The organism is Nocardioides silvaticus (assembly GCF_003160695.1).
Lineage (GTDB): Bacteria > Actinomycetota > Actinomycetes > Propionibacteriales > Nocardioidaceae > Nocardioides > Nocardioides silvaticus.
This window is the reverse complement of the sequence record NZ_QGDD01000003.1, coordinates 365,217-388,668: the sequence shown is the minus strand read 5'-3', so window position 1 is coordinate 388,668 and position 23,452 is coordinate 365,217. Positions and strand designations below refer to the sequence as shown.

The following is a 23,452-nucleotide window of genomic DNA, read 5'->3' as shown; positions in this document are numbered from 1 at the left end:
GGCCCGCGCATGCCAGTAGAGAGCCACACGGACAAGCCGTGGGCAGCCGCATTGAGAGCCACGGACCGGACGCCTAGACCGAGCCTCGCCAGGCACCGGTCCTGGGGTCAATGAAACAAGTAGCCGCACGGCGTGCTCGCGGAGCAGCACGCCAATGCCGCGTGATGTGCGCGGTTGTGTCGGACTTGATTGCTCGGGCATGCCGATGGCCCCGCCGGTTGTGCTGGGGGCGGGGTTCGGGGCTCGGCAGCTACTGGTCGGGCGGGGATGTGCCGGTGAGGGGGTGGGTGCCGGTGGGGTCGACGAGGTAGGTGCCGGAGGCGAGGGTCCAGTGGTAGGTGCCGGGCCGGATCATCCGGTAGGCCGCGCGGTGGGCGGTCTTCATCCGGTGGTGGCCTCGGCACAGGGGCGCGAGGTTGCACGGACAGGTCGCTCCGCCGGCGGCGTGCGCGTTGACGTGGTCGAGGTCGCAGCGGGCCACGGGTTGGGTGCAGTGGGGGAAGACGCAGTGGTGGTCGCGTTCGGTGACCTGGCGTCGGATGCGGTCGGGGATCTCGTAGGAGTCCACGGGCTGGCAGTCGGCCAGATCGACCACCGGGCGCACCACCACGGTGCTGGCCTGGGTGCCGGTCAGGCCGAGCCATTCCTTGACCTGCTCGGGTGAGATCGGGGTCTTGACGTTCCCGAACCGACCGACCGTTGTGTCGGCCGCTGAGAGGTGGAGGATCAGTTCGGTCTTGCGGCCCGGGACGGTGCGGGTGATCTCCCCGGTGTCGGGGTCCACGATGTGGAGGTCGAGGGTGAGGTCTTCGCGCGCGATCTCCCCGAGGGCCTTGGCGCGGCGCACGTCCAACGAGTCCTGATCGCCGAGCCGGCCCAGGAGGGTGGCACGCCGGGAGAGGGCGTTCTCCAGGTCGAGGGCATCGGCAGCGTCGAGGACCGCGGAGATGTTCGCGGTGCCGTCGAACCCGACAGTGGTGAGGCCGGTGTCGACGTGGCGGTGCTCGCGCTCCTCCCGGCGCTTCTCTTCGGCCGCAGCGGGGTCGAACCGCACGAGGGCTTCTTCGACGAGCCGGGCGATCTGGGCCCAGCTGCAGCCGTGGGCGAACGGGGCGAGGTGCCGATCGACGAACGCTGCGGCCTCCTCGGGGAGGGGGCGGGTGAGGTCGGCGATCCGTAGTGCCTTCCAGACCGGGACCTCCCCGTCCAGGACCCGTGCCCAGGTGCGCGGGAGGCGGTGGGCGAGCTCGACGACCTGACCCACATAAGCACGCCCCGAGTCCAGCGACCGGCCGAGGAGGGCGGCGAGCTCCATCACCGCGAAGTCCGAGATCAACGGCGCACCGGGGCCGGCGACCGGGAGGCCGGTGTCCAGACCACGGTCGGTCAACGTGGCGGCGACGGCCTCGTCGTCCACGACGTGCTCGAGGGCCCACTCGGCGATGTGGCGCAGCTTGGTGATCTCGCGGTCGCGGAGGACCTGGTCGTCGTGCCGGATGTCAGCCAGCAGCTCCTGGGAACGGGTCAGGGTGGCGGGCTCGGCAAGAACCGCAGCAGCGTCGACGGCCTCGGCGCCCGAGGGGGCGGGGAGGTCGAAGAGCGGGGCGGTCCCGAGATCCATACCGCCTATTCAACATGGGACCACCGACAGTACGAAACGCACGGAACCCGCCTGTGGACAGGGCATTCACCGATCCAACGCTGTGGACGACAAATGGCCCGAGCGGTCTCGATACGTCCTCGCGCAGAGCGCTCGGACTACTCGACCACCGAAGGCCGCGCAGAGCGCTCGGACTACTCGACCACCGAAGGCCGCGCGGAGCGCTCGGACTACTCGACCACCGAAGGCCGCGCGGAGCGCTCGGACTACTCGACCACCGAAGGCCGCGCGGAGCGCTCGGACTACCCGACCACCGAAGGCAGCGCAGCGCGCTCGGACTACCCGACCACCGAAGGCCGCGCGGAGCGCTCGGGCTACTCGACCACCGAAGGCCGCGCGGAGCGCTCGGACTACTCGACCACCGAGGCGAGCTGCACGGCCTCCGCTAGCCGCATGCCGACCGCAACTACCCGCCCTCCCGGTCGCGACCGCAACCACAACGAGCACCCCAAGCCTCCCGCCACCGGCGCAGGGCTAGGGGGAACAGCACCGCAACCAACGACGGCGCGCAGCCACGCAATTCTGTAGTTCAGAACCGCAACCCCCACGGCCCGCAGCCCGCGGGCACCACCCCGAGGTCTCGATACGTCCTCGCGCAGAGCGCTCGGACTACTCGACCACCGAGGTCACCGGACGCCGCCTTCCAACCGTGGCCACCGTGCTCCCCCGCGCGACCGCAACCACAACGAGCACCCCAGGCCTCCCGCCACTCGCGCAGGGCTAGGGGGAACAGCGCCGTGACCAACGACGGCGCCCAGCCACGTAATTCTGTAGTCCAGACCGCAACCACCCACAGCCCGCGAGCCGCTGGCATCACCACGGGGTCTCGATACGTCCTCGCGCAGCGCGCACGGACTACTCGACCACCGAACCGAGCCGCTCGGCCTCCGACAGCCGGATGCCGACCGCAACCCCTAGGCCTCAGGCGCGTCCGGCCGGGTCCATCGCCACTCCCAGACGGTGCCGACCTCGGGGTCGTCCTGGTCCTCGACGTGCTCGAAGCCCAGCGCGACGAGCACACCGGTCGACGGGTTCGGGCCGGGCAGGGTGTGCGCGACGACGTGGTCGACCTCGCCGGTGCCGACGGCGGCGTCGACGAGGGCGCGAGCAGCCGCGGCGCCGAGACCGCGGCCGCGGAACTCGGGTGCCACCTCGTAGCCGATCTCGACGACGCGGTCGGCCGGCGGCGCGGCGTACCCGCCCGAGCCGATGAAGCGGCCGGACCCGCCTTCGAGGAAGAGCTGCATCGACCACCGTCGGTCCGCCTCCGGCGCATCCCGCAGGCGCTCCAGCGTGAAGCCGATGGCCTCGGGGAACTCGGGCCAGCCGTCCGGGATCGGTGAGCCGACCAGCTCGACGAACCGGTCGCGGTCCTCGGTCAGCGCGGTCAGCAGCTCGACGGTGGCGGGGAGCAGCCGCACGAACGGCTCGCTCATCCCTCCTCCTCGACGCCCGACTCCACGGCGTGCTGTGACAGCCGCGTCAGCGTGGCGCGGACGGCGGCGACGATCTGCTGCTCGTCGTACGGTGCGGGGTCCACGACGTTGACGCTCTGGATGAGGTCGCCGTTGGCGACGAAGCCGGTGACGCCCGCGTCCTTGCGGTCGGTGTTGACGATGATGCGGGCGTCGTCGGCGCCGTCGACCTGCGGCGACGACGAGCGGGCGTCCTCGGAGATGTCCATCGTCTCCCACGCCTCCTCGAGGGTGCCGGAGAAGAGCAGGTAGTTGACGGAGACCGCGGGTGCGCCGTCCTCCTCCGGCACGAACCGGCACTCGGGTGCGGCCGGCTCGCCGTCCTCCTCGGTCGCGACGGTGCCGAAGGCCTGCTCGATGAAGGCGGGGTCGAGGACGTCGCAGGGGTTCCAGAGCGCGGGGGTCTCGTCGGGGAGGTCGGGCTTGTCGCCGAGGTCCTCGCCGCCGCACGCGGCGAGAGGGAGTACGGCGAGCAGCGCGCCTGCTCCGAGGGCCCTACGCATCCACGCTCTCCGTTCCCGGCAGCTTCAGCACCAGCCGTGCCCCGCCACCGACGTTCTCGGCCGCCTGCACGGTGCCGGCGTGCCGCTCGGCCACCTGACGAACGATCGCCAGCCCGAGGCCCGAACCGGGCAGGGTCCGCGAGTCCGCGGACCGCCAGAACCTATCGAAGATGCGGTCGCGCTCCTCCTCGGGGATCCCGGGACCCTGGTCGTCGACGGTGAGGACGCCGTCGCTGAGCCGCACGGTCACGACCCCGCCCTCGGGGCTCCACTTCGCCGCGTTGTCGAGCAGGTTGGTGACGGCGCGCTCGAGCGCCGGGGCCTCGCCGACGACCCACCAGGGGCGGGTGAAGACCTCGAAGGTGAGTCCGGGGGCGCGGCGTCGTACTCGCTCGGTGGCGTGGTCGATGACCTCGGCCAGGTCGACCGGCTCGACGGTCGGCGGCACCGGCTCGTCGCGGGCGAGCTCGGTGAGGTCGCCGATGAGCGTCGTCAGCTCCTCGATCTGCGCGCGGATGTCCTCCATCAGCTCGGCCTTGGCCTCGGGCGGCAGCGCCGCCGCGTCGTCGGACATCGTGAGCAGGTCGATGTTGGTGCGCAGCGAGGTCAACGGCGTGCGGAGCTCGTGGCTGGCGTCGGCGACCAGCTGGCGCTGGCGGACGCGGGAGGCGTCGAGGGAGACCAGCAGGTGGTTGAACGCGGTCGCGAGGCGGGCGACCTCGTCGTCGCCCTCGACCGCTAGTGCGGTGAAGTCCTCGGTGCGCGCGACGTGCTCGACCGACTCGGTCAGCCGGCGCACGGGGCGGAGGCCGTTGCTGGCGACCAGCCAGCCGGCGAGTCCGGCGGCGAGCATCCCGAAGCCGCCGAACGCGACGGTCACCCATCCTAGGCGCGCCAGGATGCGGTCCTGGTCCTCGAGGGGCTGGGCGATGACGAGTGCGATCTGGGGGCGCCGGGCCTGCACCGCGACCATGCGGTAGCGCTCGCCGTCGATGAGGATCGTGCGCACGCTGGAGGAGCTCTCCCTGAGGGCGACGTCGATCTCCGGAGTGCCGAGCTTGAACTCCGGTCCCGAGTCGAGCACCTGGCTCTCGGTCTTGCCGGTCTCCTCGTCGGCGTACAGGAACGCGATTCGCACGTCCGCCGCGCCCAACGCCCACGACGGCACCTCCTGGATCACGCCTGCTTCGAGCAGCACGTCGGACCGGGCGGCAGCGTCGGCCCGCTCCATGAGCGAGTTGTCGAGACTCTGCTGCATCTGGAACCGGGTGGTGGCATACGCCGCGACGGCGACGAACGCCACGGCCAGCCCGACGCTCATCGTGGTGAGCAGGACGACCCGGCTCGCGAGCGACCGCCGGTAGTGCCAGCGTCCGTCGGGCCCGGGGCCGGCCGCGATCGACCCGGCCCAGAACCCGCTCATGACTCCTTCAGCACGTAGCCCACGCCGCGCACGGTGTGGATCAGCCGCGGCTCGCTCCCCGACTCGGTCTTGCGGCGCAGGTAGCCGACGTACACCTCGAGCGAGTTGGCCGTCGTGGGGAAGTCGTAGCCCCACACCTCCTCGAGGATGAAGCTGCGGTCGAGCACCCGCCGCGGTCGCCGCAGGAACATCTCGAGCAGCGTGAACTCCGTGCGCGTCAGCTCGATCGGTCGCTCGCCGCGGGTGACCTCGCGCGTGGTGACGTTCATCGTGAGGTCGGAGAAGGTCAGGATCTCCTCCTCGTCGCCCTCCGCGTGCGGCACGACGCGTCGCAGCAGCGCCCGCAACCGCGCCAGCAGCTCCTGGAGGGCGAACGGCTTGGTCAGGTAGTCGTCCGCGCCCGCGTCCAACCCCTCCACGCGGTCGCCGACCGCGTCACGCGCGGTGAGGACGAGGATGGGTACGTCGTTCCCCGCCGCCCTCAACGCCCGTGTCGCGTCCAGCCCGTCGAGCCGCGGCATCATCACGTCCATCACGACCACGTCCGGCGCGACCGCCCCGATCCCCGCCAGCGCCTCCGCCCCGTCGCCGGCCAGGTGCACGTCGTACCCGTTGAACTCGAGGGATCGCCGCAGCGACTCCCGCACGGCCCGGTCGTCATCGACGACGAGGACGCGCGGTAGGTGCTGGGCGCGCTGGTTCACGCGCTCCATGATGCCGAACCTGGCTGAGGGGGTGCTGAGAGCCCGATCGGGCGCCTCGGTCGTAGCGCTGTGGGTCGTCGAGTAGCCCGAGCCGCCTTCGGTCGTCGAGTAGCCCGAGCGCTCTGGCGCCCTTCGGTCGTCGAGTAGCCCGAGCGCTCTGGCGCGAGGGCGTATCGAGACGCGGTGAGATCCCTGCGGCCTTGCGGCCGTGGGTGGTGGCGACCGAAAGGCTTTGGACGGGAGCGGAGGGAGCGAGTGGTTGCGCGCCGCCGCCGGCTCCCGGGTCGTCCTCGGTGGTCGAGTAGGCCGAGCGCTCTGGCGCCCTTCGGTCGTCGAGTAGGCCGAGCGCTCTGGCGCGAGGGCGTATCGAGACGCGGTGGGATCCCTGCGGCCTTCGGGCTGTGGGCGGTCGCGACCGAAAGGGCTTTGGACGGGAGGGAGGGGGTGCGGGGCTGCCCGCCGCCGCCGGCCTGCCGGTCGGTGGTCGAGTAGTCCGAGCGCTCTGGCGCGAGGCCGTATCGAGACGCGGTGAGATCCCTGCGGCCTTCGGGCTGTGGGCGGTGGCGACCGAAAGGGGCTTTGGGCGGGAGGGAGGGGGCGGGTGGTTGCGCGCCGCCGCCAGCCTGCGGGTCGTCCTCGGTGGTCGAGTAGGCCGAGCGCTCTGGCGCGAGGACGTATCGAGACCCCGTAAGCCAAGAAACCGCCGTACTTTCGTGCAATCCCCCGCGTTCGACCCTTCCATCTTGAGTCGAACTGGTGTACGATCGACGTACGTCGAACCCCTCGACCAGCCGTCCACGAGACTCAGATCTAGGACACCCCGGCACCAGGCCACCGGACCCGTAGCAGCCTGGGAGTCCGGATGAGCGAGCACACCGCCCTTCACCCGATCCGTGCTGCCGCCGCGACCGCGAAGGCCGCGTTCAAGGACGTCCGCGACGTCCAGCCGGTGTTCATGTCCCCGGCCGACCAGGAAGCAGCGGTCCGCGAGCTCGCTGCTCTGGAGGCGATGGTGGCCGAGGCACGGCTGCGGGTGGTAGTAGCAGCCCAGGACACTGCGTCGCGTTCCGGTGCCCGCGACCTCGGCGCCTGGCTCTCCACCCTGACGTTGACCGACTTCAACCACGGTCGTGCCGACGCCCGCCTCGCCGAAGCACTCGACCGCAGGTGGGCGAAGGTCGCTGACGGTATGGCCGACGGCGCCGTGTCCGCAGGCCAAGCACAAGTGATCGTGCACGCACTGGACGTGTTGCCGGCCGACCTCGACCCCGAGCTCCTGACCAAGGCCGAGCAGCAGCTGGTCGACTACTGCAAGGACTTCCGCCCCCGCGACCTCCGACGCCTCGGGCGGCGGATCCTGGAGATCGTCGCCCCGGACATCGCCGAGGCCGAGGAAGCCAAACGCCTCGAGGACGAAGAGCGACGCGCACGGGAGAAGTGCCGACTGGTGCTCAAGCCGATCGGGGACGGCACCACCCGACTCACCGGTCTGCTGCCCGACCTGGACGCCCACCGTCTGCGCACCTACCTCGACGCCTTCACCTCACCCCGCAAAGCAGAACACGCTGCGGGTGGGGAGGAGGACCGCATTCCCTACCCCCGCCGCCTCGGCCACGCCTTCTGCGCCCTGTTGGAGCATCTCGACCCCAAGAACCTCCCGGTGCACGGCGGCGACACCACCACCCTGCTGGTGACGATCCCGCTGGAGTCACTGAAGAAGGATCTCGGCACCGGCACCGTGGTCGGCGGGGAGCCGATGTCGGCATCCGCGGTGCGGCGGTTGGCGTGCACCGCGAACATCATCCCGGTCGTCCTCGGCGGCCAGAGCGAGGTCCTCGACCTCGGCCGCACCCGACGGCTGTTCTCACCCGCCCAACGCAAAGCCATGCGCTGGCGCGACCAACACTGCCGAGCCGAAGGCTGCACCATCCCCGCCGGCTGGTGCGAAGCCCACCACCTCGACCCATGGGCCAACGGCGGGAAGACCGACCTCGACCGCGGCGCCCTCCTCTGCTCCTGGCACCACCACCGCGCCCACGACCCCACCCACACCACCGAACACCTCCCCAACGGCGACATTCGCTTCCACCGACGACCCTGAGGACCGGCTTCGGCCGGCACGTTCTGCCCCAAACCTCTCGACCCGTGGGTCGAGAACCTGTCGTGACCTGATCGCTGCCGTCCTGTGCCTACGCCGACCTAGCGTGAACCGCGTGGGTTGGACCCGGCGGACGTCCTCGGTCGCGTTGCTCAGCCTGCTTGCGCCGGTGCCGGTCGTTGCCGGCGGGTGCGTCGTTGCGTGTCCCGACGTGTACTACGCGGACGGAGTCACAAGACCGGCTGGGGCACTGAGCGAGGATGGCGCAATGTCACGGATGCACTTCGAGCAGATCGCCGGCGACTACGCGGCGGCCCGACCGACGTACCCCGACGAGCTCTACCGCGCGCTTGCCGATGCTGAAGTGACCGGCCCCGGGCGGCGGATCCTCGAGATCGGCGCGGGCGCCGGCCTTGCCACCGTCGAGCTGCTCCGGGCGGGGTGCGAGGTGGTCGCGGTCGAGCCGGGAGCCCGCCTCGTCGAGCATCTTCGTGCGGTCGCCCCCGGTGTGGACGTCATCCAGTGCGGATTCGAGGACGTCGACCTGCCTGGATCGGCGTTCGACGCGGTGGTGGCGGCGACCTCCCTGCACTGGGTGGACCTGGCGGTCGGCCTGCCCAAGATCCATGGAGCCCTACGGACCGGAGGTCGGCTGGCTGTGTGGCGGACCGTCTTCGGAGATGACGAGGTCGGCACCGAGTTCAGGCGCCGCGTTGCAGCGATCGTCGCCCGACGATCGTCCGACGAGCAGGATCGACGGCGAGAGGTGAGGCCCACCGTCGATGAACTGTCCGAGGGCGGGTTGTTCGAGCTCGCGTCCAGCGAGGAGTGGCGGTGGTCGGTCGACCTGACCGCCGACGAGGTGCGGCGCCTGTTCGGCACCTTCAGCAACTGGAACGAGGCCGAGGTGGCGGCTGCCGGGCAGGCGGCCGACGAGCTGGGCGGCGTCGTGACCGAGCACTACCGGACGGTCCTCCATCTCCTCCGACGGCGCGACAGGGAATCTGCTGTGGACGAACCGCGCCGGGTGTCCGACCCGTCGGACGGCGCTGGTAGACACGACGCATGACCGCAGCGACCCAGAGCGACACCCGGGCGCGCGCCCAGCAGCACCTGCGCGCGCTCGTGGGCAAGGACGACGCGGAGCTGTACGACGACCAGTGGGCCGCGATCGAGGCGTTGGTCGTGGATCGGCGGCGGGCGCTGGTGGTGCAGCGGACCGGCTGGGGGAAGTCGGCGGTCTACTTCGTGGCGACCCTCCTGCTGCGCGAGCAGGGGAGCGGGCCGACGGTGATCATCTCGCCGCTGCTGGCGCTGATGCGCAACCAGATCGGGGCGGCCGAGCGGGCCGGCATCCGGGCGGTGACGATCAACTCGACCAACATGGAGCAGTGGGAGGAGACCCACGAGGCGATCCAGCGCGGCGAGGTCGACGTGCTGCTCGTCAGCCCGGAGCGGCTCAACAACCCCGGCTTCCGCGACGAGGTGCTGCCGCGGCTGGCGGCGACCTGCGGCCTGCTGGTGGTCGACGAGGCGCACTGCATCTCCGACTGGGGCCACGACTTCCGGCCCGACTACCGCCGGATCCGCACCCTCCTCGCCGAGCTCCCCGACGGCATCCCGGTCCTGGCGACGACAGCGACCGCCAACCAGCGGGTGACCGACGACGTCGCGGAGCAGATGGTCTCGACAGGCTCGGCCGACAACGGGCCGCTCGTCCTCCGGGGGACGCTCGACCGCGAGACCCTGCGCCTCGGCGTCGTGCACCTCAAGACCGCCGAGCAGCGGCTGGCGTGGCTGGCCGACCACCTGGCCGAGCAGCCGGGCAGCGGCATCGTCTACTGCCTCACCGTGGCGGCGACCCAGCAGGTCGCCGACTACCTGCGGTCCCGCGGGCACAACGTCCGGGCCTACTCCGGTCAGACCGAGCAGACCGAGCGGCTCGCGCTCGAGCAGTCGCTGCTCGACGGCGAGGTCAAGGCGCTGGTCGCGACCAGCGCCCTCGGCATGGGGTTCGACGCGGCGCTCGGCTTCGTCGTCAACCTCGGTGCGCCGAGCTCGCCGGTGGCCTACTACCAACAGGTCGGTCGCGCGGGACGCGGCAGCGTCGGCCCTGCGTCGGTCGTGCTGCTGCCGGCGATCGAGGACCGCGACATCTGGGCCTACTTCGCATCCCTCGCCTTCCCGCGCGAGGAGCTGGTGCGCGAGACCCTCGCCGCGCTGGCCGAGGGCGGCGTGTTGAGCACCCCGGCGCTGGAGGCGCGGGTCGACCTCAGCCGCAACCGGCTCGAGACGATGCTCAAGGTGCTCGACGTCGACGGCGCCGTGCGCCGCGTGCGCGGCGGCTGGGAGGCCACCGGCCAGGAGTGGGTGTACGACGCGGAGCGCTACCGCCGGGTCTCGGAGGCACGGGAGCGTGAGCAGCGGGCGATGCTCGACTACCTCTCGACCGACCGCTGCCGGATGTGGTTCCTCCGCCACCAGCTCGACGACCCGGGAGCGACCGAGGACTGGTCGTGCGGGCGGTGCGACAACTGCGGCGGCCTCGAGCTGCCCACCGACGTCTCGTCGACGGCCGTGGCCGACGCCGCCGACCGGCTGGCCCGGCCCGGGGTGCCCATCGAGCCCCGCAAGCTCTGGCCCACCGGACTGGCCGCCCTCGGCGTCGACCGCTCCGGCCGCATCAAGCAGCCGGCCGAGGAGGGTCGCGCGATCGCCCGGCTCACCGACCTCGGCCACGGCAACGCCTTGCGCGAGCTGTTCCGGGCGGGAGACGAGCGGCCGCCCGAGGAGGACACCGTCCCGGTGCCGCTGGTGCGCGCGGTCGTGGCGATGCTCGCCGACTGGCGACCAGCGCCCGACGTCATCGTGGTGACCGAGTCGGCGAGCCGGCCCGGTCTGGTCGCCGACCTGGCGAACGGGCTCTCCCGCTACCTCGAGCGTCCGGTCGTCGGGCGCTGGGCGATCGCCGACTCCTCGGTGCTGCCGGGCCAAGGGGCGACCAACTCCGCCCAGCGCGTCGCCGCCGTCTCCCGTCGCCACCGGCTCCAGCTCGACGACCCCGCCGCCGTCGAGGGCAGGCGGGTGCTGCTCGTCGACGACCTCGTCGGCACCGGGTGGTCCCTCACCCTCGCCGCGGACGCCCTCGTGCAGGCCGGCGCCGAGGCGGTGCTCCCGTTGACCCTCGCCGTGTCGGCCTGAGCGCCGACGTCCCCGGTAACGAGGGCGATCGGCCGTACCGTCGAGGCATGACGGAGGACGCTGCTTCCACGGGTCCGGTCCGGCCGCAGGGCACGCCCAACGACCCCCCGCCCCCGCCGCCGCCTCCTGCGGAGACGGTGGTCGCCGGTGCACCACCACCGCCGGGCGGTACGACGACGGTGGTCGCCGACCCGCCCCCGCCCGCACCGCCGGTGCGGGCGGAGAAGCCGGACCGCCCGGGCATGGGCCTGCTGCCGATCGCGCTCGGCGTCGGCCTGCTCGCCGCTGCCATCGCCATCTCCACCACCCGCAGCCGCGCCGACGGTGAGCTCGACTGGTCCAACTACGGCGTCGGGCTCGGCGCCACCGCCGTGCTGCTCGTCGTCGCGGCCGCCGCCTTGATGATCGGCTCCGGCCGCACCCGCGAGGACCTCGTGGCCTGGCCGGGCGCGGTCGGCATCCTCGGCGTCGGGGCGATGATCGGCGTGGGCCTCGAGGACCTCGACGGCAGCGAGGACTGGCTGGCCTACCTCATCGGCGGTGTGATCTTCCTGCTGTCGGTGGCCGGGTACGCCGCCGTAAGACGCGGCGCGTTCGTCGTCACCGCGATCCTCGGCCTCGGGGTGGCCTACCTCCAGCTCTCCGAGGACGTCATCTCCGACATCGGCGACGACGACGACGGGGCGATCATCGCCGCGATCACCGTCGCGGTGTTCGTGCTCGTGGTCACCGCCGTCGGTTGGCTGCTCCGGACCCGTGCGCTCAGTGGCGTCGTCGCGGGTGTGATCGGTCTGGTCGGCCTCAACGCGGTGCTGGCGACGCTGGTCTTCCAGCAGCTGTTCGCGGGATTCTTACCCACGATGATGATGTCCGGGGTCGACGACACAGCGGTCATACCGTTCGAGGAGGCACCGACCCCTGACTTCGACAACGACGTCTACGTCATCCTGGCGATCGCGGCGGTCCTCACCCTGGTCTGGGCGCTCGCCGCCTCGGTCAACGGCAACCCCGGCTTCGCCGTCCTCACGATCGCGATGCCGGCGACCGTGGTGCCGATGGCGACGTTCGTGCTCGTGGTCGAGCACCCGACCTGGTGGGGCGTCGCGCTCGGCGGTGTCGGTGCGGTGCTGCTGGCGCTCGTCGCGCTGCGCCAGCTGCTGGCGCGCAGGAAGCCCTGATCGTCGTGTAGGACCCGGCGGCTAGCGTCGCCTGCGTGAGTTTCGTGCCCGTCACCGGTCCGGCCACCTTCCGGCCCGCCGACCCGCCCCGCGACGGCACGATCGAGTTCACCGGGGAGCGCCGCGCCGTCACCCTGTCGATCCGTGCCGCGCTACCGGTGCTGAGCCGCGCCCGGTCACAGGCCGACGTCCACCCCAGCGTCGCCCTGCTCGGCGGCGCCGCGCTGCTCGCCGGACGGTTCGTCGCGGCCGGCAAGCTCGCGCCGGCTGCCGGCGCCGAGAGGCCGAGCTGGCGGATCGGCGACCTCGACGACCGCGACCGCGACAGCGTCTCCCGGCTCGCCGAGGCACGGTCGTACGACGACCTCGACGCCGCTGCCGCCACCACGCTGGTCACCCAGCTGCTCGATGCCGTCGCCGACGCGCTGCCGCGGGCGGCACCGGTCGGAGCCCGGGACCTCCCCGGCCAGCGGGACGCGGAGCCGCGCTCCGACTTCGTCGACCGCGTCCGCCGTCGCGCGGCCGAGCGCGCCGACGCCGAACGGGCCGCCGCCGATCAGCAGTCGCTGCCCGAGCTGGTGCGGATCTCGCTCCGGGTCGAGGCCGACGAGGAGGAGCTGGTCGCGGGCTCGGTGCGGGTGGTGCTGCAGGTCCACGACGAGCGCGACCCGCTCCACGTCTGCGACGCAGCGCTGCTGTGGGCCGACGGTGAGGACCGGGGCTTCGGTCCCCGCGCCCGGGTGCACGCCAGCATCGCGCTCCGGTCGGCCGCCGAGGTGTGGCCGGTGCTCGACCGGCTGCTGGCGCTGTCGGTCCCGGACCAGCTGACCCTCGACGGCGAGGAGATCAGCAGCCTGCTCGAGCACGTCGGCGCCCTCCGCGACGCGCGGGTCGACGTGCACTGGCCACGCGCGCTCGGGCGCGACCTCACCACCCGCGCCGTCCTCGAACGCCGCGCCGACCCCCGCAACCCCGAGCTGCCGCTCCAGGACAGCCCGTTCTCCGCCGACGGGCTGTTCGCGTTCTCCTGGCAGGTCGCCCTGCACGGTGAGGCGCTCACCGACGCCGAGATGGAGCAGCTCGCGAGTGCGGCCTCCCCGGTCCTCAAGCTGCGGGGCGCATGGACCGTCGTCGACCCCGCCACCGCCCAGCGGGCCCGCAAGCGGCTGATCCGCAAGGCCAGCGGAGCGCAGGCGCTGGCCGCCGCGCTGAGCGGTGTGACCGAGCTGCCCGACGCCAGTGCCGCGGAGACCGGCGGCACCGCCGAGGTCGTCGTCGGCGCCAGCCTGCTGAAGGTGCGCGAGCAGCTGCTCGCCGCCCCGACCCGCGAGCCGCTCCCCACCCCGGCGGGCCTGCGCGCCGAGCTGCGGGACTACCAGCGGCACGGGCTGACCTGGCTCGCCGACCTCACCGGGATGGGCCTCGGCGCCTGCCTCGCCGACGACATGGGGCTCGGCAAGACCATCACCCTCATCGCGCTCCACCTGCACCGCCTCGAGCAGGACCTCTCCGGCGGCCGCCCGACGCTCGTCGTCTGTCCCGCCAGCCTGCTCGGCAACTGGGAGGCGGAGATCCAGAAGTTCGCGCCCGGCCTGCCGGTGCGGCGGTTCCACGGGACCGGCCGCGAGCTCGGAGGTCTCGACAGGCTCGACCACCGGGACGAGCCCGACCATCCCGGCGGAGGTGCCGGATTCGTGCTGACGACCTACGGCACGATGCGCCGCGACAACGCAGCCCTCGCCGAGGTCGCGTGGGACCTCGTGGTCGCCGACGAGGCCCAGCACGTCAAGAACTCCCGTTCCTCGACCGCCCGCAACCTCCGGCTGATTCCGAGCCGCGCGCGGGTGGCCCTGACCGGCACGCCGGTCGAGAACGACCTCACCGAGCTGTGGTCGATCCTCGACTGGGCGATCCCCGGCCTCCTCGGCAGCCGGCAGGCGTTCCGGCGGGTGTGGGGTGCGCCGATCGAGTCCGGCCTCGAGCCCACCAAGGCGCGCCAGTTCGCCGACCTGATCGGTCCGTTCCTGCTGCGCCGCCGCAAGTCCGACCCCGGCATCGCCCCCGAGCTGCCGCCGAAGACCGAGACCGACCACCTGCTCGGGCTGACCCGCGAGCAGGTGGTCCTCTACGAGGCGTTCGTTCGCGAGACCATGGACCGCATCGAGCGGCTCGCAGGCGACGACCCGCTCCGGCGCGGCATCGTGCTGGCGCTGCTGACCGGCCTCAAGCAGATCTGCAACCACCCGGCCCAGTTCCTCAAGCAGTCCGGCGCGGTGCGGCTCACCGGCCGTTCGGAGAAGCTCGAGCTGCTCGACGAGCTGATCTCCACGGTGGTCGCGGAGGACGGCGCGGTGCTGGTCTTCACCCAGTACGTCGCGATGGCGCGATTGATCGAGCAGCACCTCACCCGCACCGGCGTGGTCCACCAGCTCCTCCACGGCGGGACCCCGGTGACGGCGCGCGAGGCGATGGTCGAGCGGTTCCAGGCCGGTGAGGTGCCGGTCTTCCTGCTCAGCCTCAAGGCCGGCGGCACCGGCCTCAACCTCACCCGCGCCGACCACGTCGTCCACGTCGACCGCTGGTGGAACCCCGCGGTCGAGGAGCAGGCCACCGACCGGGCCTACCGGATCGGGCAGACCCGGCCCGTGCAGGTGCACCGGATGGTCACCCGCGGCACGATCGAGGAGCGGGTCGCCGCGCTGCTCGACCGCAAGCGCGCGCTCGCGGACGCCGTCCTCGCGCGGGGCGAGGCCGCGCTCACCGAGCTGAGCAACGAGGAGCTGCGCGACCTCGTGACGCTCCGCAAGGAAGCGCGCCTGGGTCTCGACCGGCTCGACCGACAAGCACTCACCGACCTCGAGCAGGAGGGGTGAGCGTCGTGGACCGCGCCGGGCGGGTCACCCACGCACGACTGGCGCCGCCGCGCACCGGCATCCGCTCGTGGTGGGGCAAGGCCTGGCAGCGCGCGGTCGAGGAGGCGGCCTACGCCGACGCCGACCTGCGTGCCGGCCGCACGTTGGCGCGGCGCGGCGAGGTCGGCGGCATCAGCATCGCCGCCGGCTCCGTGCTGGCCGCCGTCCGCGAGGGCGACGACGCCTGGACCGCCGAGGTCTCCGTGCCGGTGCTCGCCGAGGAGGAGCAGCGCGCGCTCGTCGAGGTGGTCGCCGCCGAGGCCGGCCGGGTCGCCGCGCTGCTGTCGGGCGAGCTGCCGTTCGACCTGGTGGAGCACGCCGACGAGATCGGCGCCGAGCTGTTGCCGTACGGCGGTGAGCTGGCCGCTCGCTGCACCTGCGACGCCTACCTCGACCCCTGCCGCCACGCGCTCGCGGTGCTCGTCCAGACCGGCTGGCTGGTCGACGCCGACCCGCTCGTGCTGTTCGCGCTGCGCGGCCTGGACCGGGAGGCGCTGCTCGCCGCGCTGCACGAGCGCGCGGCCGGCGGCCCGGACGGGATCGGCCAGGGGCCGGGCGGCGTCACCGAGCTGGCCGACGACGTCGAGGTGGCCGCCGACGCGATGGTCCGCGCCCAGCGGTTGGTCGCGCTGATGGAGGCAGGCGCAGACCTCCCCGACGGCCTCGTCTGAGCGGCGCTTGTTCGCCTAAGCGCATTTGTCGATAAAAGCATCCGGTCCTACGGCCCGCCCTACCCTCGGGAGCGAGGGGAATGCGGGGGAGTGATGGAGAGCGGCATGTTCGCAGGTCGTTTTCTGCTGGGCCCTGTCCTCAAACGGGGCAACGGCGTCGACACCTACCGTGCCCGCGACACCCGCAGCGGCCTCGACGTCGTCGTGAAGTCGATCGACGCGCAGGTGGTGCACGCAGCCGCGCGGCTGCGCTTCGAGCACGAGACGGCGGTGCTCCGGCAGCTCACCGGTAGCGGCCTCGCCGAGCTGCACGCCTCCGGTGAGGTCGACAACCGGCTCTACCTCGTGCAGCAGCACGTGCCCGGCCAGACCCTCGAGGCGCTGCTCCAGGTCGGTCGGCTCTCGGTCGACGACGTGCTGCGCATCGGCATCGACATCGCCCGCGCCCTCAGCGTCGCCCACGAGGCCGGCATCGTCCACCGCGACGTCAAGCCCGCCAACATCATCGTCGAGGGCGCCGACCCGGTCACGGCGGTGACGCTCATCGACTTCGGCTTCGCCCGCAGCGCGCACCTCGACGAGTCGGTCCGGGAGGACCTGGTCGGCACCGTGCGCTACCTCGCGCCCGAGGCCGCGGGCCTGCTGTCCGCGACGCCCGACGAGCGCTCGGACCTCTACTCCGTCGGCATCCTGCTCTTCGAGTGCCTGGCCGGCTCGCCGCCGTTCGCGGGCCCCGGGGTGAGCGACCTGCTCCGCCAGCACCTCTCGACACCCGCGCCGGCGGTCGGTGATCTCCGTCCCGACGTGCCGCGGGTCCTCGACGCGATCCTCCAGCGGCTGCTCCGCAAGGACCCCGTCGACCGCTACCAGTCCGCCGCAGCGCTCGCCTACGACCTCGAGACCCTCCGCTCCACCCTCGCGACCGGAGACCCCGACCCGCGGTTCACCATCGGGCGGGTCGACCACCGCCAGCACCTCACCGACCCGGCGTTCGTCGGCCGCGACGCGGAGCTCGCCAGCCTGCAGGCGCTGCTCGCCGAGATCCGGGACGGCGGCAGTGGGCTGGTGCTCCTCGACGCCGAGTCCGGCGGAGGCAAGAGCCGACTGCTCGCCGAGCTCGCCTCCCAAGCCGTCAGCCTCGGCGTCACGGTCCTGCACGGCCAGGGCATCCGCGACGGCGTCCAGCTCCCGTTCACCCTCGTCCAGGGGGTCGCCCGCGACCTGGCCGGACGCGACGACGCCGAGCTGCTCCGCGCCGGTCTCCGCGACCGGCTGGGCGAGGCCGCGCGGGTCACCGCCCACGTGCTGCCACCGCTGCGCCCGCTGCTCGACGTCGAGGTCGACGACACCGGACTGGAGGCGTTCGGTCCGGACGCGTTCGGTGAGGAGCGCAGCCTCGCTGCGCTGCGCCAGTTCCTGGCGTCGATCTCGACGCCCGAGAGCCCGGTGCTGCTGGTGCTCGACGACTGCCAGTGGGCCGACGCGCTCACCGTCCGGTTGCTGGCCGAGGCCTTCGGCGACGATGCCGACCTGCCCGCGCACCTCGGCATCGTGGCCGCCTTCCGCTCGGAGGAGGTGGAGCCGGGTGCTCCGCTGCGCACGATCGGCGCGGCCAAGGCCCTGCACCTCGGCCGGTTGTCCGACGAGGCGATGCGGCTGCTGGCGGAGTCGATGGCCGGACCGCTGCCCGAGAAGGCGCTGGCCACCATGACCCGGCTCGCCGACGGCAGCCCGTTCATGGGCGCCGCCGTGCTCCGGGGCCTGGTGGAGTGCGGTGCGTTGACCGCGAGCGAGCACGGCTGGCTGGTCGACGACGCGGCGCTGGCCGAGGTCCAGACCGAGCGCCGCTCGGCCGCCGTGCTCGTCCGCCGGCTCGACCTGCTGCCGGACGGCGTGCGCCGTGCCCTCTCCGTCGGCGCGGTCCTCGGCAAGGAGTTCGACATCGTCCAGGCGGTCGAGCTCGCCGGCCAGAGCGAGTCCGCGGCGACGATCCTCGAGGAGTCGCTGCGGCGGCGCCTGCTGTGGGTCGACAACCGTTCGGGCCGCTGCACGTTCTTCCACGACCGGATCCGCGAGGCGCTGCTCGACCGGCTCGACGTGGACACTCGCGAGCGGCTGCACAGCCAGATCGCCGACGCGCTGCTCGAGGGCGACGTCGACGACGCGGGAGTCTTCGACGTCGCCTACCACCTCGACGCCGCCCACCGGAACGCCGACGCCCTGCCCTACGCGCTGCGTGCCGCCGAGCTCGCCCGCGCCCAGTACGGCCTCGACTCCGCACTCGCCCACTACCGGATGGCCGAGCGCGGGGTCGCAGAGGGCGACCACGCCACGCGGGCCACGATCGCGACCGGCATGGGCGACGTCCTCATCCTTCGCGGCGCGTACGCCGAGGCAAAGGCCGCCCTCGTCGACGCCAAGGCACTGGTGACGGACCGGGTCGAGAAAGCCTCGCTGGAGGAGAAGCTCGGCGGGCTCGCGTTCAAGCAGGGCGACCTGTCGACGGCGCGCGAGCACCTGCACGGCGCGATGACCCAGCTCGGCCGTCGGGTCCCGACGCGCACGCCGGTCGTCGTGGTCTGGCTGCTCTGGGAGTTCCTCGTGCAGGCCGTGCACAGCCGGCTGCCCCGGCTGACCACCGGCCGCCGATCGCCCGAGGGCCGCGACGAGGACTTCCTCGCGATGCGCATCTACAGCCGTCTTGCCTACGTCTACTGGTTCTCCAGCGGCAAGTTCACCTGCGCGTGGAGCCACTTCCGCGGCCTCAACCTCGCCGAGCGCTACCCGCCGAGCGACGAGCTGGGCCAGGCCTGCTCCGAGCACGCACCGGTGATGACGATGCTGCCGTGGTACGAGCGCGCACTGCGCTACGCACGACGGTCGCTGGAGATCCGTCGTACCCGCAACGACCCGTGGGGCCAGGGCCAGAGCCACGGCTTCGCCGGGGTGTCCCTCTACGCCGCCTCACGTTTCGACGAGGGCGCCGACGCCTGCCGCGAGGCGATCCGGTTGCTGAAGTCGACCGGCGACCAGTGGGAGGTCAACACCGCCAGCTGGAACCTCGCCCTGTGCCACTACCGGAAGGGCGAGCTGCCGGCCGCGATCGAGGTCGCGCGGGCGACGTACGACTCCGCGATGGCGATCGGCGACGAGACGTCCGCCGGTGTCGCGCTGTCGGTGTGGACCCGCGCCAGCGGCGGGCGGGTCGACCCGGCGCTCATCGACGCCGAGCTCGCGCGCGGCAGCTCCGACGTCAGCACCACCGCCGAGCTGCGGCTCGCCGCCGCCGTCTGTGCCCTGCACGCCGGCGACCACGAGCGCGCTGCCGACGAGGCCGCGCAGGCCGCGGCCAAGGTCAGGGAGGGTGGGCTCCGGCAGGAGTACGCCGCGCCGATCGCCTCCTGGAACGCCACCATCGCGCGGCTCGCCGTTGAAGCCGCCTCCGTCTACGACGCCGCCGGCCGGGCCCGGCTGCTGCGGGCCTGTGCCGCGCACGTACGACGCGCCCGGGTCTGGGCGTTCAGCTATCGCAACAACCTGCCCCACGCCCTGCGCGAGGCCGGCCTGCTGGCGAGCCTGAAGGGCCGGGAGCACCGGGCGGTCCGCCTGCTCGAGCGCAGCATGGCGGTCGCGGGCGAGCAGGGCGCGCAGTACGAGCTCGCGCTCAGCAAGCAGGCGTGGGCAACGGTGATGGTCGCCCGCGGCGAGCCCGAGGAGCTGCTGGAGGAGGCGACCGCGGCCCTCGCCGCGTTCGAGCTGGCCCTGGAGCCGTTGCGGGCCGACGACGACTCGGATGCCTCGGTGTCGCTGTTCGACCGGTTCACGACGCTGCTCGGCGTCGGGCGGGAGATCGCGGCCGCCCCGTCGACCGTCGCCCTCGAGGGCGTCATCCGGCGCGCTGCGCTGACGCTCCTGCGGGGGGAGCGCTGCCACATCATCAGCGTCGAGGACATCCGCAACGACAACCTGGTCACCGTCTCCGGTGAGCGCGCCGACGCGATCAGCCACACCCTGCTGACCCGCGCCATCGAGGCCGGGGCGCCGATCGTCGCCGGCGACCTCAGCGTCGACGGCAGCGAGAGCATGCTGCTCTCGGAGATCCGCTCGGTGCTGGTCGCCCCGATCACCGTCGACGGCAAGGCCCTGTGGTGCTTCTACCTGACGCACAGCCAGCTCGGTGAGCTGTTCGGCGAGGAGGAGATCCAGCTCGCCAGCTTCATCGCGACCCTGGCCGGCGCGGCCTACGAGCACCTCGAGGGCACCGAGGCCCGGTTCCGCGCGATCGGCCAGAACTCCAGCGACGTGCTCACCCTCGTCGACCGCGACGGCACCGTGACCTACCAGAGCTCCGCGGCGTCGCGCGTCTTCGCGCTGCCCGCCGTGGGGCTGGTGGGCCGGCCGATCCTCGAGTGGGTGCACCCCGGTGACCGGGCGCTCTTCGACGAGGCGCTCGCGCGCGCCGTACGCGAGAACCAGTGCCGGGTCGAGTGCCGGCTGATGCAGTCCGACGGCTCGTTCCGCTACACCGAGACCTCGGTGACCGACCTGCTCGACGACCCGGCGGTCGAGGCGCTGGTGCTCAACACCCACGACGTGACCGAGCGCCGCCGGCTCGAGGACGAGCTGCGGGAGCGGGCGCTGTCGGACGAGCTGACCGGCCTGGCCAACCGGGTGCTGTTCCTCGAGCGCACCCGGCACGCGCTCACCCGGCGCGAGGCGCACCCGTTGGTGGTGTGCTTCCTCGACCTCGACGACTTCAAGGCCGTCAACGACGCGCACGGCCACGGCGCCGGCGACCAGCTGCTGCGCAACATCGGCGCCCGGTTGCTCGACAACGTGCGTCCCGGCGACACCGTCGCCCGCTTCGGCGGCGACGAGTTCGCGATCCTGCTCGAGGACACGGACCTCGACGCCGCCGTACCCGTCGTCGAGCGGCTGCTCGAGGCGATCAGCGTGCCGGTCGACCTCGGCGACGTCGAGGTCGTCAGCCACGCGAGCATCGGGCTCGCCGAGTCCGCGTCGTGGCACCCGGACACCGAGACCCTCCTCGCGGAGGCGGACGCCGCGATGTATGCGGCGAAGGCCAAGGGCAGCAACACCTTCCAGGTGTTCAGGCCCGAGATGCGGGTCGCGGCGCAGTCGCGCTCGCGGGTGCGCACCGACCTCGACCTGGCGCTGGTGCAGGAGGAGTTCTGGCTGCACTACCAGCCGATCGTCGACCTGCAGACCAACCAGCGGCTCGGCGTCGAGGCGCTGATCCGGTGGCTGCACCCGGGCCGCGGGCTGCTCAACCCGGCGGACTTCATCGACCACGCCGAGACCAGCGGCCAGATCGGGCCGATCGGCGAGTGGGCGCTGCGCACCGCCTGCGACGCCACCTCGACCCTGCCCGACGACGTCTACACCAGCGTCAACATCTCCGCCCGCCAGCTGCGGCTGCCCAACCTGGCCGACGTGGTCGCCCAGGCGCTCGACGCCTCCGGGCTGCCGGCGAAGCGGCTCGTCCTCGAGATCACCGAGACGGCCACCGTCAGCGACATGACCGGCGCCATCGCCCGGCTGTGGGAGCTGAAGTCGCTGGGCGTGCAGATCGCGCTCGACGACTTCGGCACCGGCTACTCACCGCTGACCCACCTGCGCACGTTCCCCGTCGACATCCTCAAGATCGACCGGTCCTTCGTCCGCAACGTCGTCCACGGCTACGAGGACCGGGCCATCGTGCGCGGTGTCATCGACATCGCCCACCGGCTCGGTCTCCGCACCGTCGCCGAGGGGATCGAGAAGCCCCGTCAGCTCGAGATCATGCGCGACCTCGGCTGCGACTCCGGGCAGGGTTACCTCTGGACCCGGCCGGTCCCGCTGGAGCACCTCTACGCCGAGCGGGGCGTGTCCTGACCCGAGGTCAGACCACCGCCAGGGCCCTGAGCTCTGCTTGGTAGTCGGCGTACGCCGCGCGGAGCTCGGCGCCCGGCCAGCCGGCCGGCAGCAGCTCGCCCGGGAGCAGCGGGTCGGCGGTCAGGTGACGGACGACGTGGGCGGCCACCGCGAGCCGGAGCGCGGGTTCGCGGGTCGCGGAGAGGCGCTCGAGCAGGGCGTGCCCGTCCGCCGCCCACCCGCGCAGGTCCCACAGCTCGCGGGCCAGCGCGGCGGGATCGCCGTCCGGGCGCGCGCGGAACGACGACAGCGCCGGGTCGGCGCCGTACGACGCCGGCCGGCGCAGGTTCGCCGGCCGGGTCCACACGCCCTCGCGCAGCTCGGCCAGCCGGGCGCCGCCCAGCTTGTCGCGGAGCGCCGCGCGCTCGCTGCCCGGTCGGCCCGTCATCACGACGACCGCCATCTCCCAGGTGCCGTCCCACGCGGTCTCGGCGTCCTCGACACCCTCGTCCTGCCGGCGCTGCCGGGCGACCAGGCGCTCGCCGAGGAGGTAGTCGCCGGACTCACGGCGGAGGTCGCCGGCTGCGACGGCCCGCGTCAGTGCGACCCGCAACGTCGCGGCGGGGATCCCGAAGTGCTCGCCCGCCCGGGTCAGCTGGGCTGGCGACATCCGGTCCGGGTGCGACCCGAGGAGCAGCGACAGCACCACGGAACGCGCCGACAGCCGCCCTTTCATCGGCGCAGCAGGGTCGCTACAGGCATGGACACAACTGTAGCCGAAACTGTAACGTCGCGGCATGAGCGACGCAGCGCCCTGGAGGCGTCCCGCGCACGACGGCCCGGACTCGCCGTACGAGGGGCTGCCGACTGCTGACGAGAGCCGCGAGTACCGCACGCTGACCTACGAGGTCGACGACCGGGTCGCGCGGATCACGTTCGACCGGCCCGAGCACGGCAACGCGATCACGCCCGACACTCCGGTCGACCTCGCGCACGCGGTCGAGCGCGCCGACCTCGACCCGCGGGTGCACGTGATCGTCCTCAGCGGACGCGGCAAGGGGTTCTGCGGCGGCTACGACCTGGGCGCGTTCGCCGAGCAGGCGATCCCCAACCACGACCCGTCGAAGACGTGGGACCCGATGGTCGACTACGCGATGATGAGCCGCTTCACCAAGGGCTACGCCTCGCTGCTGCACGCGAACAAGCCGACCGTGGCGAAGATCCACGGCTTCTGCGTCGCCGGCGGCACCGACATCGCGCTGCACTGCGACCAGCTCGTGATCGCCGCGGACGCGAAGATCGGCTACCCGCCGACCCGGGTCTGGGGCGTGCCGAGCGCCGGGTTGTGGGCGCACCGGCTCGGCGACCAGCGCGCCAAGCGGCTGCTGCTGACGGGCGACTGCCTGTCCGGCCGCGAGGCCGAGGAGTGGGGGCTGGCGATCGAGGCGCCCGAGCCCGACGAGCTCGACGAGCGGACCGAGGTGCTGGTGGGGCGGATCGCCGCGATGCCGATCAACCAGCTGATGATGGTGAAGCTCGCCCTCAACTCGGCGCTGCTCGCCCAGGGCGTGCAGAACAGCCAGATGATCAGCACCGTCTTCGACGGGATCTCCCGGCACACCCGCGAGGGCTACTCCTTCGCCGGCCGCGCCACGGAGGTCGGGTTCAAGCAGGCGGTCGCCGAGCGCGACGGGCCGCCGTACGACGACTTCGGTCCTTCGACCAACAAGGGCCCGGCCCGATGAAGGGGAAC

Annotated in this window: 15 protein-coding genes; 9 read left to right on the top strand and 6 right to left on the bottom strand. The window is 72.5% G+C overall.

What is annotated here, in order from left to right; all coding sequences use genetic code 11:
* Positions 1-250 precede the first annotated feature (250 nt).
* Positions 251-1,621, bottom strand: a complete 1,371-nt coding sequence (locus DJ010_RS09945; RefSeq protein ID WP_109693500.1) for an HNH endonuclease signature motif containing protein — start codon at positions 1,619-1,621, stop codon at positions 251-253.
* Between the two features lie 93 nt (positions 1,622-1,714).
* Between DJ010_RS09945 and DJ010_RS21800 the strand changes: the two genes are divergently transcribed.
* Positions 1,715-2,188, top strand: a complete 474-nt coding sequence (locus tag DJ010_RS21800) for a hypothetical protein (RefSeq protein WP_146207310.1) — start codon at positions 1,715-1,717, stop codon at positions 2,186-2,188.
* A 386-nt stretch (positions 2,189-2,574) separates the two neighbouring features.
* Here DJ010_RS21800 and DJ010_RS09940 read toward each other — a convergent pair whose 3' ends face one another.
* Genes DJ010_RS09940 through DJ010_RS09925 form a run of 4 tightly spaced genes read right to left on the bottom strand, consistent with a single transcriptional unit; the run spans position 2,575 to position 5,774 of the window.
* A complete protein-coding gene (locus DJ010_RS09940; RefSeq protein ID WP_211318733.1) occupies positions 2,575-3,096 on the bottom strand; it encodes a GNAT family N-acetyltransferase in 522 nt (173 codons plus the stop codon).
* Complete coding sequence (locus DJ010_RS09935; protein ID WP_109693499.1) at positions 3,093-3,638, bottom strand: hypothetical protein; 546 nt, start codon at positions 3,636-3,638, stop codon at positions 3,093-3,095. Before DJ010_RS09935 ends, DJ010_RS09940 begins: the two co-directional genes overlap by 4 nt.
* Entirely contained in the window at positions 3,631-5,061 is a 1,431-nt protein-coding gene (locus tag DJ010_RS09930; RefSeq protein WP_109693498.1) for a sensor histidine kinase, read from the bottom strand. Before DJ010_RS09930 ends, DJ010_RS09935 begins: the two co-directional genes overlap by 8 nt.
* The gene (locus tag DJ010_RS09925; RefSeq protein WP_109693497.1) at positions 5,058-5,774 is read right to left on the bottom strand and encodes a response regulator transcription factor; all 717 of its coding nucleotides are present in this window, start codon (positions 5,772-5,774) and stop codon (positions 5,058-5,060) included. The genes DJ010_RS09930 and DJ010_RS09925 overlap by 4 nt, the downstream gene beginning before the upstream one ends.
* Positions 5,775-6,627: 853 nt before the next feature.
* Between DJ010_RS09925 and DJ010_RS09920 the strand changes: the two genes are divergently transcribed.
* The 7 genes from DJ010_RS09920 to DJ010_RS09890 all read left to right on the top strand — a co-directional run bounded on the left by DJ010_RS09920 (position 6,628) and on the right by DJ010_RS09890 (position 21,720).
* Positions 6,628-7,866, top strand: coding sequence for an HNH endonuclease signature motif containing protein (locus DJ010_RS09920; protein ID WP_109693496.1), 1,239 nt, complete (start codon positions 6,628-6,630; stop codon positions 7,864-7,866).
* A gap of 265 nt (positions 7,867-8,131) precedes the next feature.
* The gene (locus tag DJ010_RS09915; RefSeq protein WP_109693495.1) at positions 8,132-8,932 is read left to right on the top strand and encodes a class I SAM-dependent methyltransferase; all 801 of its coding nucleotides are present in this window, start codon (positions 8,132-8,134) and stop codon (positions 8,930-8,932) included.
* On the top strand, positions 8,929-11,064 hold the full coding sequence (locus DJ010_RS09910) for a DEAD/DEAH box helicase (protein ID WP_109693494.1): 2,136 nt from the start codon (positions 8,929-8,931) through the stop codon (positions 11,062-11,064). Before DJ010_RS09915 ends, DJ010_RS09910 begins: the two co-directional genes overlap by 4 nt.
* Before the next feature lie 47 nt (positions 11,065-11,111).
* Positions 11,112-12,242 carry a hypothetical protein gene (locus DJ010_RS09905; protein ID WP_146207309.1) on the top strand — a complete coding sequence of 377 codons (1,131 nt, stop codon included), beginning with the start codon at positions 11,112-11,114 and terminating at the stop codon, positions 12,240-12,242.
* 35 nt (positions 12,243-12,277) lie between these two features.
* Complete coding sequence (locus DJ010_RS09900; protein WP_109693492.1) at positions 12,278-15,115, top strand: DEAD/DEAH box helicase; 2,838 nt, start codon at positions 12,278-12,280, stop codon at positions 15,113-15,115.
* A complete protein-coding gene (locus DJ010_RS09895) occupies positions 15,112-15,825 on the top strand; it encodes an SWIM zinc finger family protein (protein ID WP_245927407.1) in 714 nt (237 codons plus the stop codon). Before DJ010_RS09900 ends, DJ010_RS09895 begins: the two co-directional genes overlap by 4 nt.
* 105 nt (positions 15,826-15,930) lie before the next feature.
* A complete protein-coding gene (locus DJ010_RS09890; RefSeq protein ID WP_158282991.1) occupies positions 15,931-21,720 on the top strand; it encodes an EAL domain-containing protein in 5,790 nt (1,929 codons plus the stop codon).
* Positions 21,721-21,727: 7 nt separating this feature from the next.
* Here the strand turns inward: DJ010_RS09890 and DJ010_RS09885 are convergent, their stop codons facing one another.
* Positions 21,728-22,408: a PaaX family transcriptional regulator C-terminal domain-containing protein gene (locus DJ010_RS09885; protein ID WP_245927405.1), complete on the bottom strand. Its 681-nt coding sequence runs from the start codon at positions 22,406-22,408 to the stop codon at positions 21,728-21,730.
* Between the two features lie 88 nt (positions 22,409-22,496).
* Between DJ010_RS09885 and DJ010_RS09880 the strand changes: the two genes are divergently transcribed.
* Positions 22,497-23,444, top strand: coding sequence for a crotonase/enoyl-CoA hydratase family protein (locus tag DJ010_RS09880; RefSeq protein WP_109693489.1), 948 nt, complete (start codon positions 22,497-22,499; stop codon positions 23,442-23,444).
* Positions 23,445-23,452 lie beyond the last annotated feature (8 nt).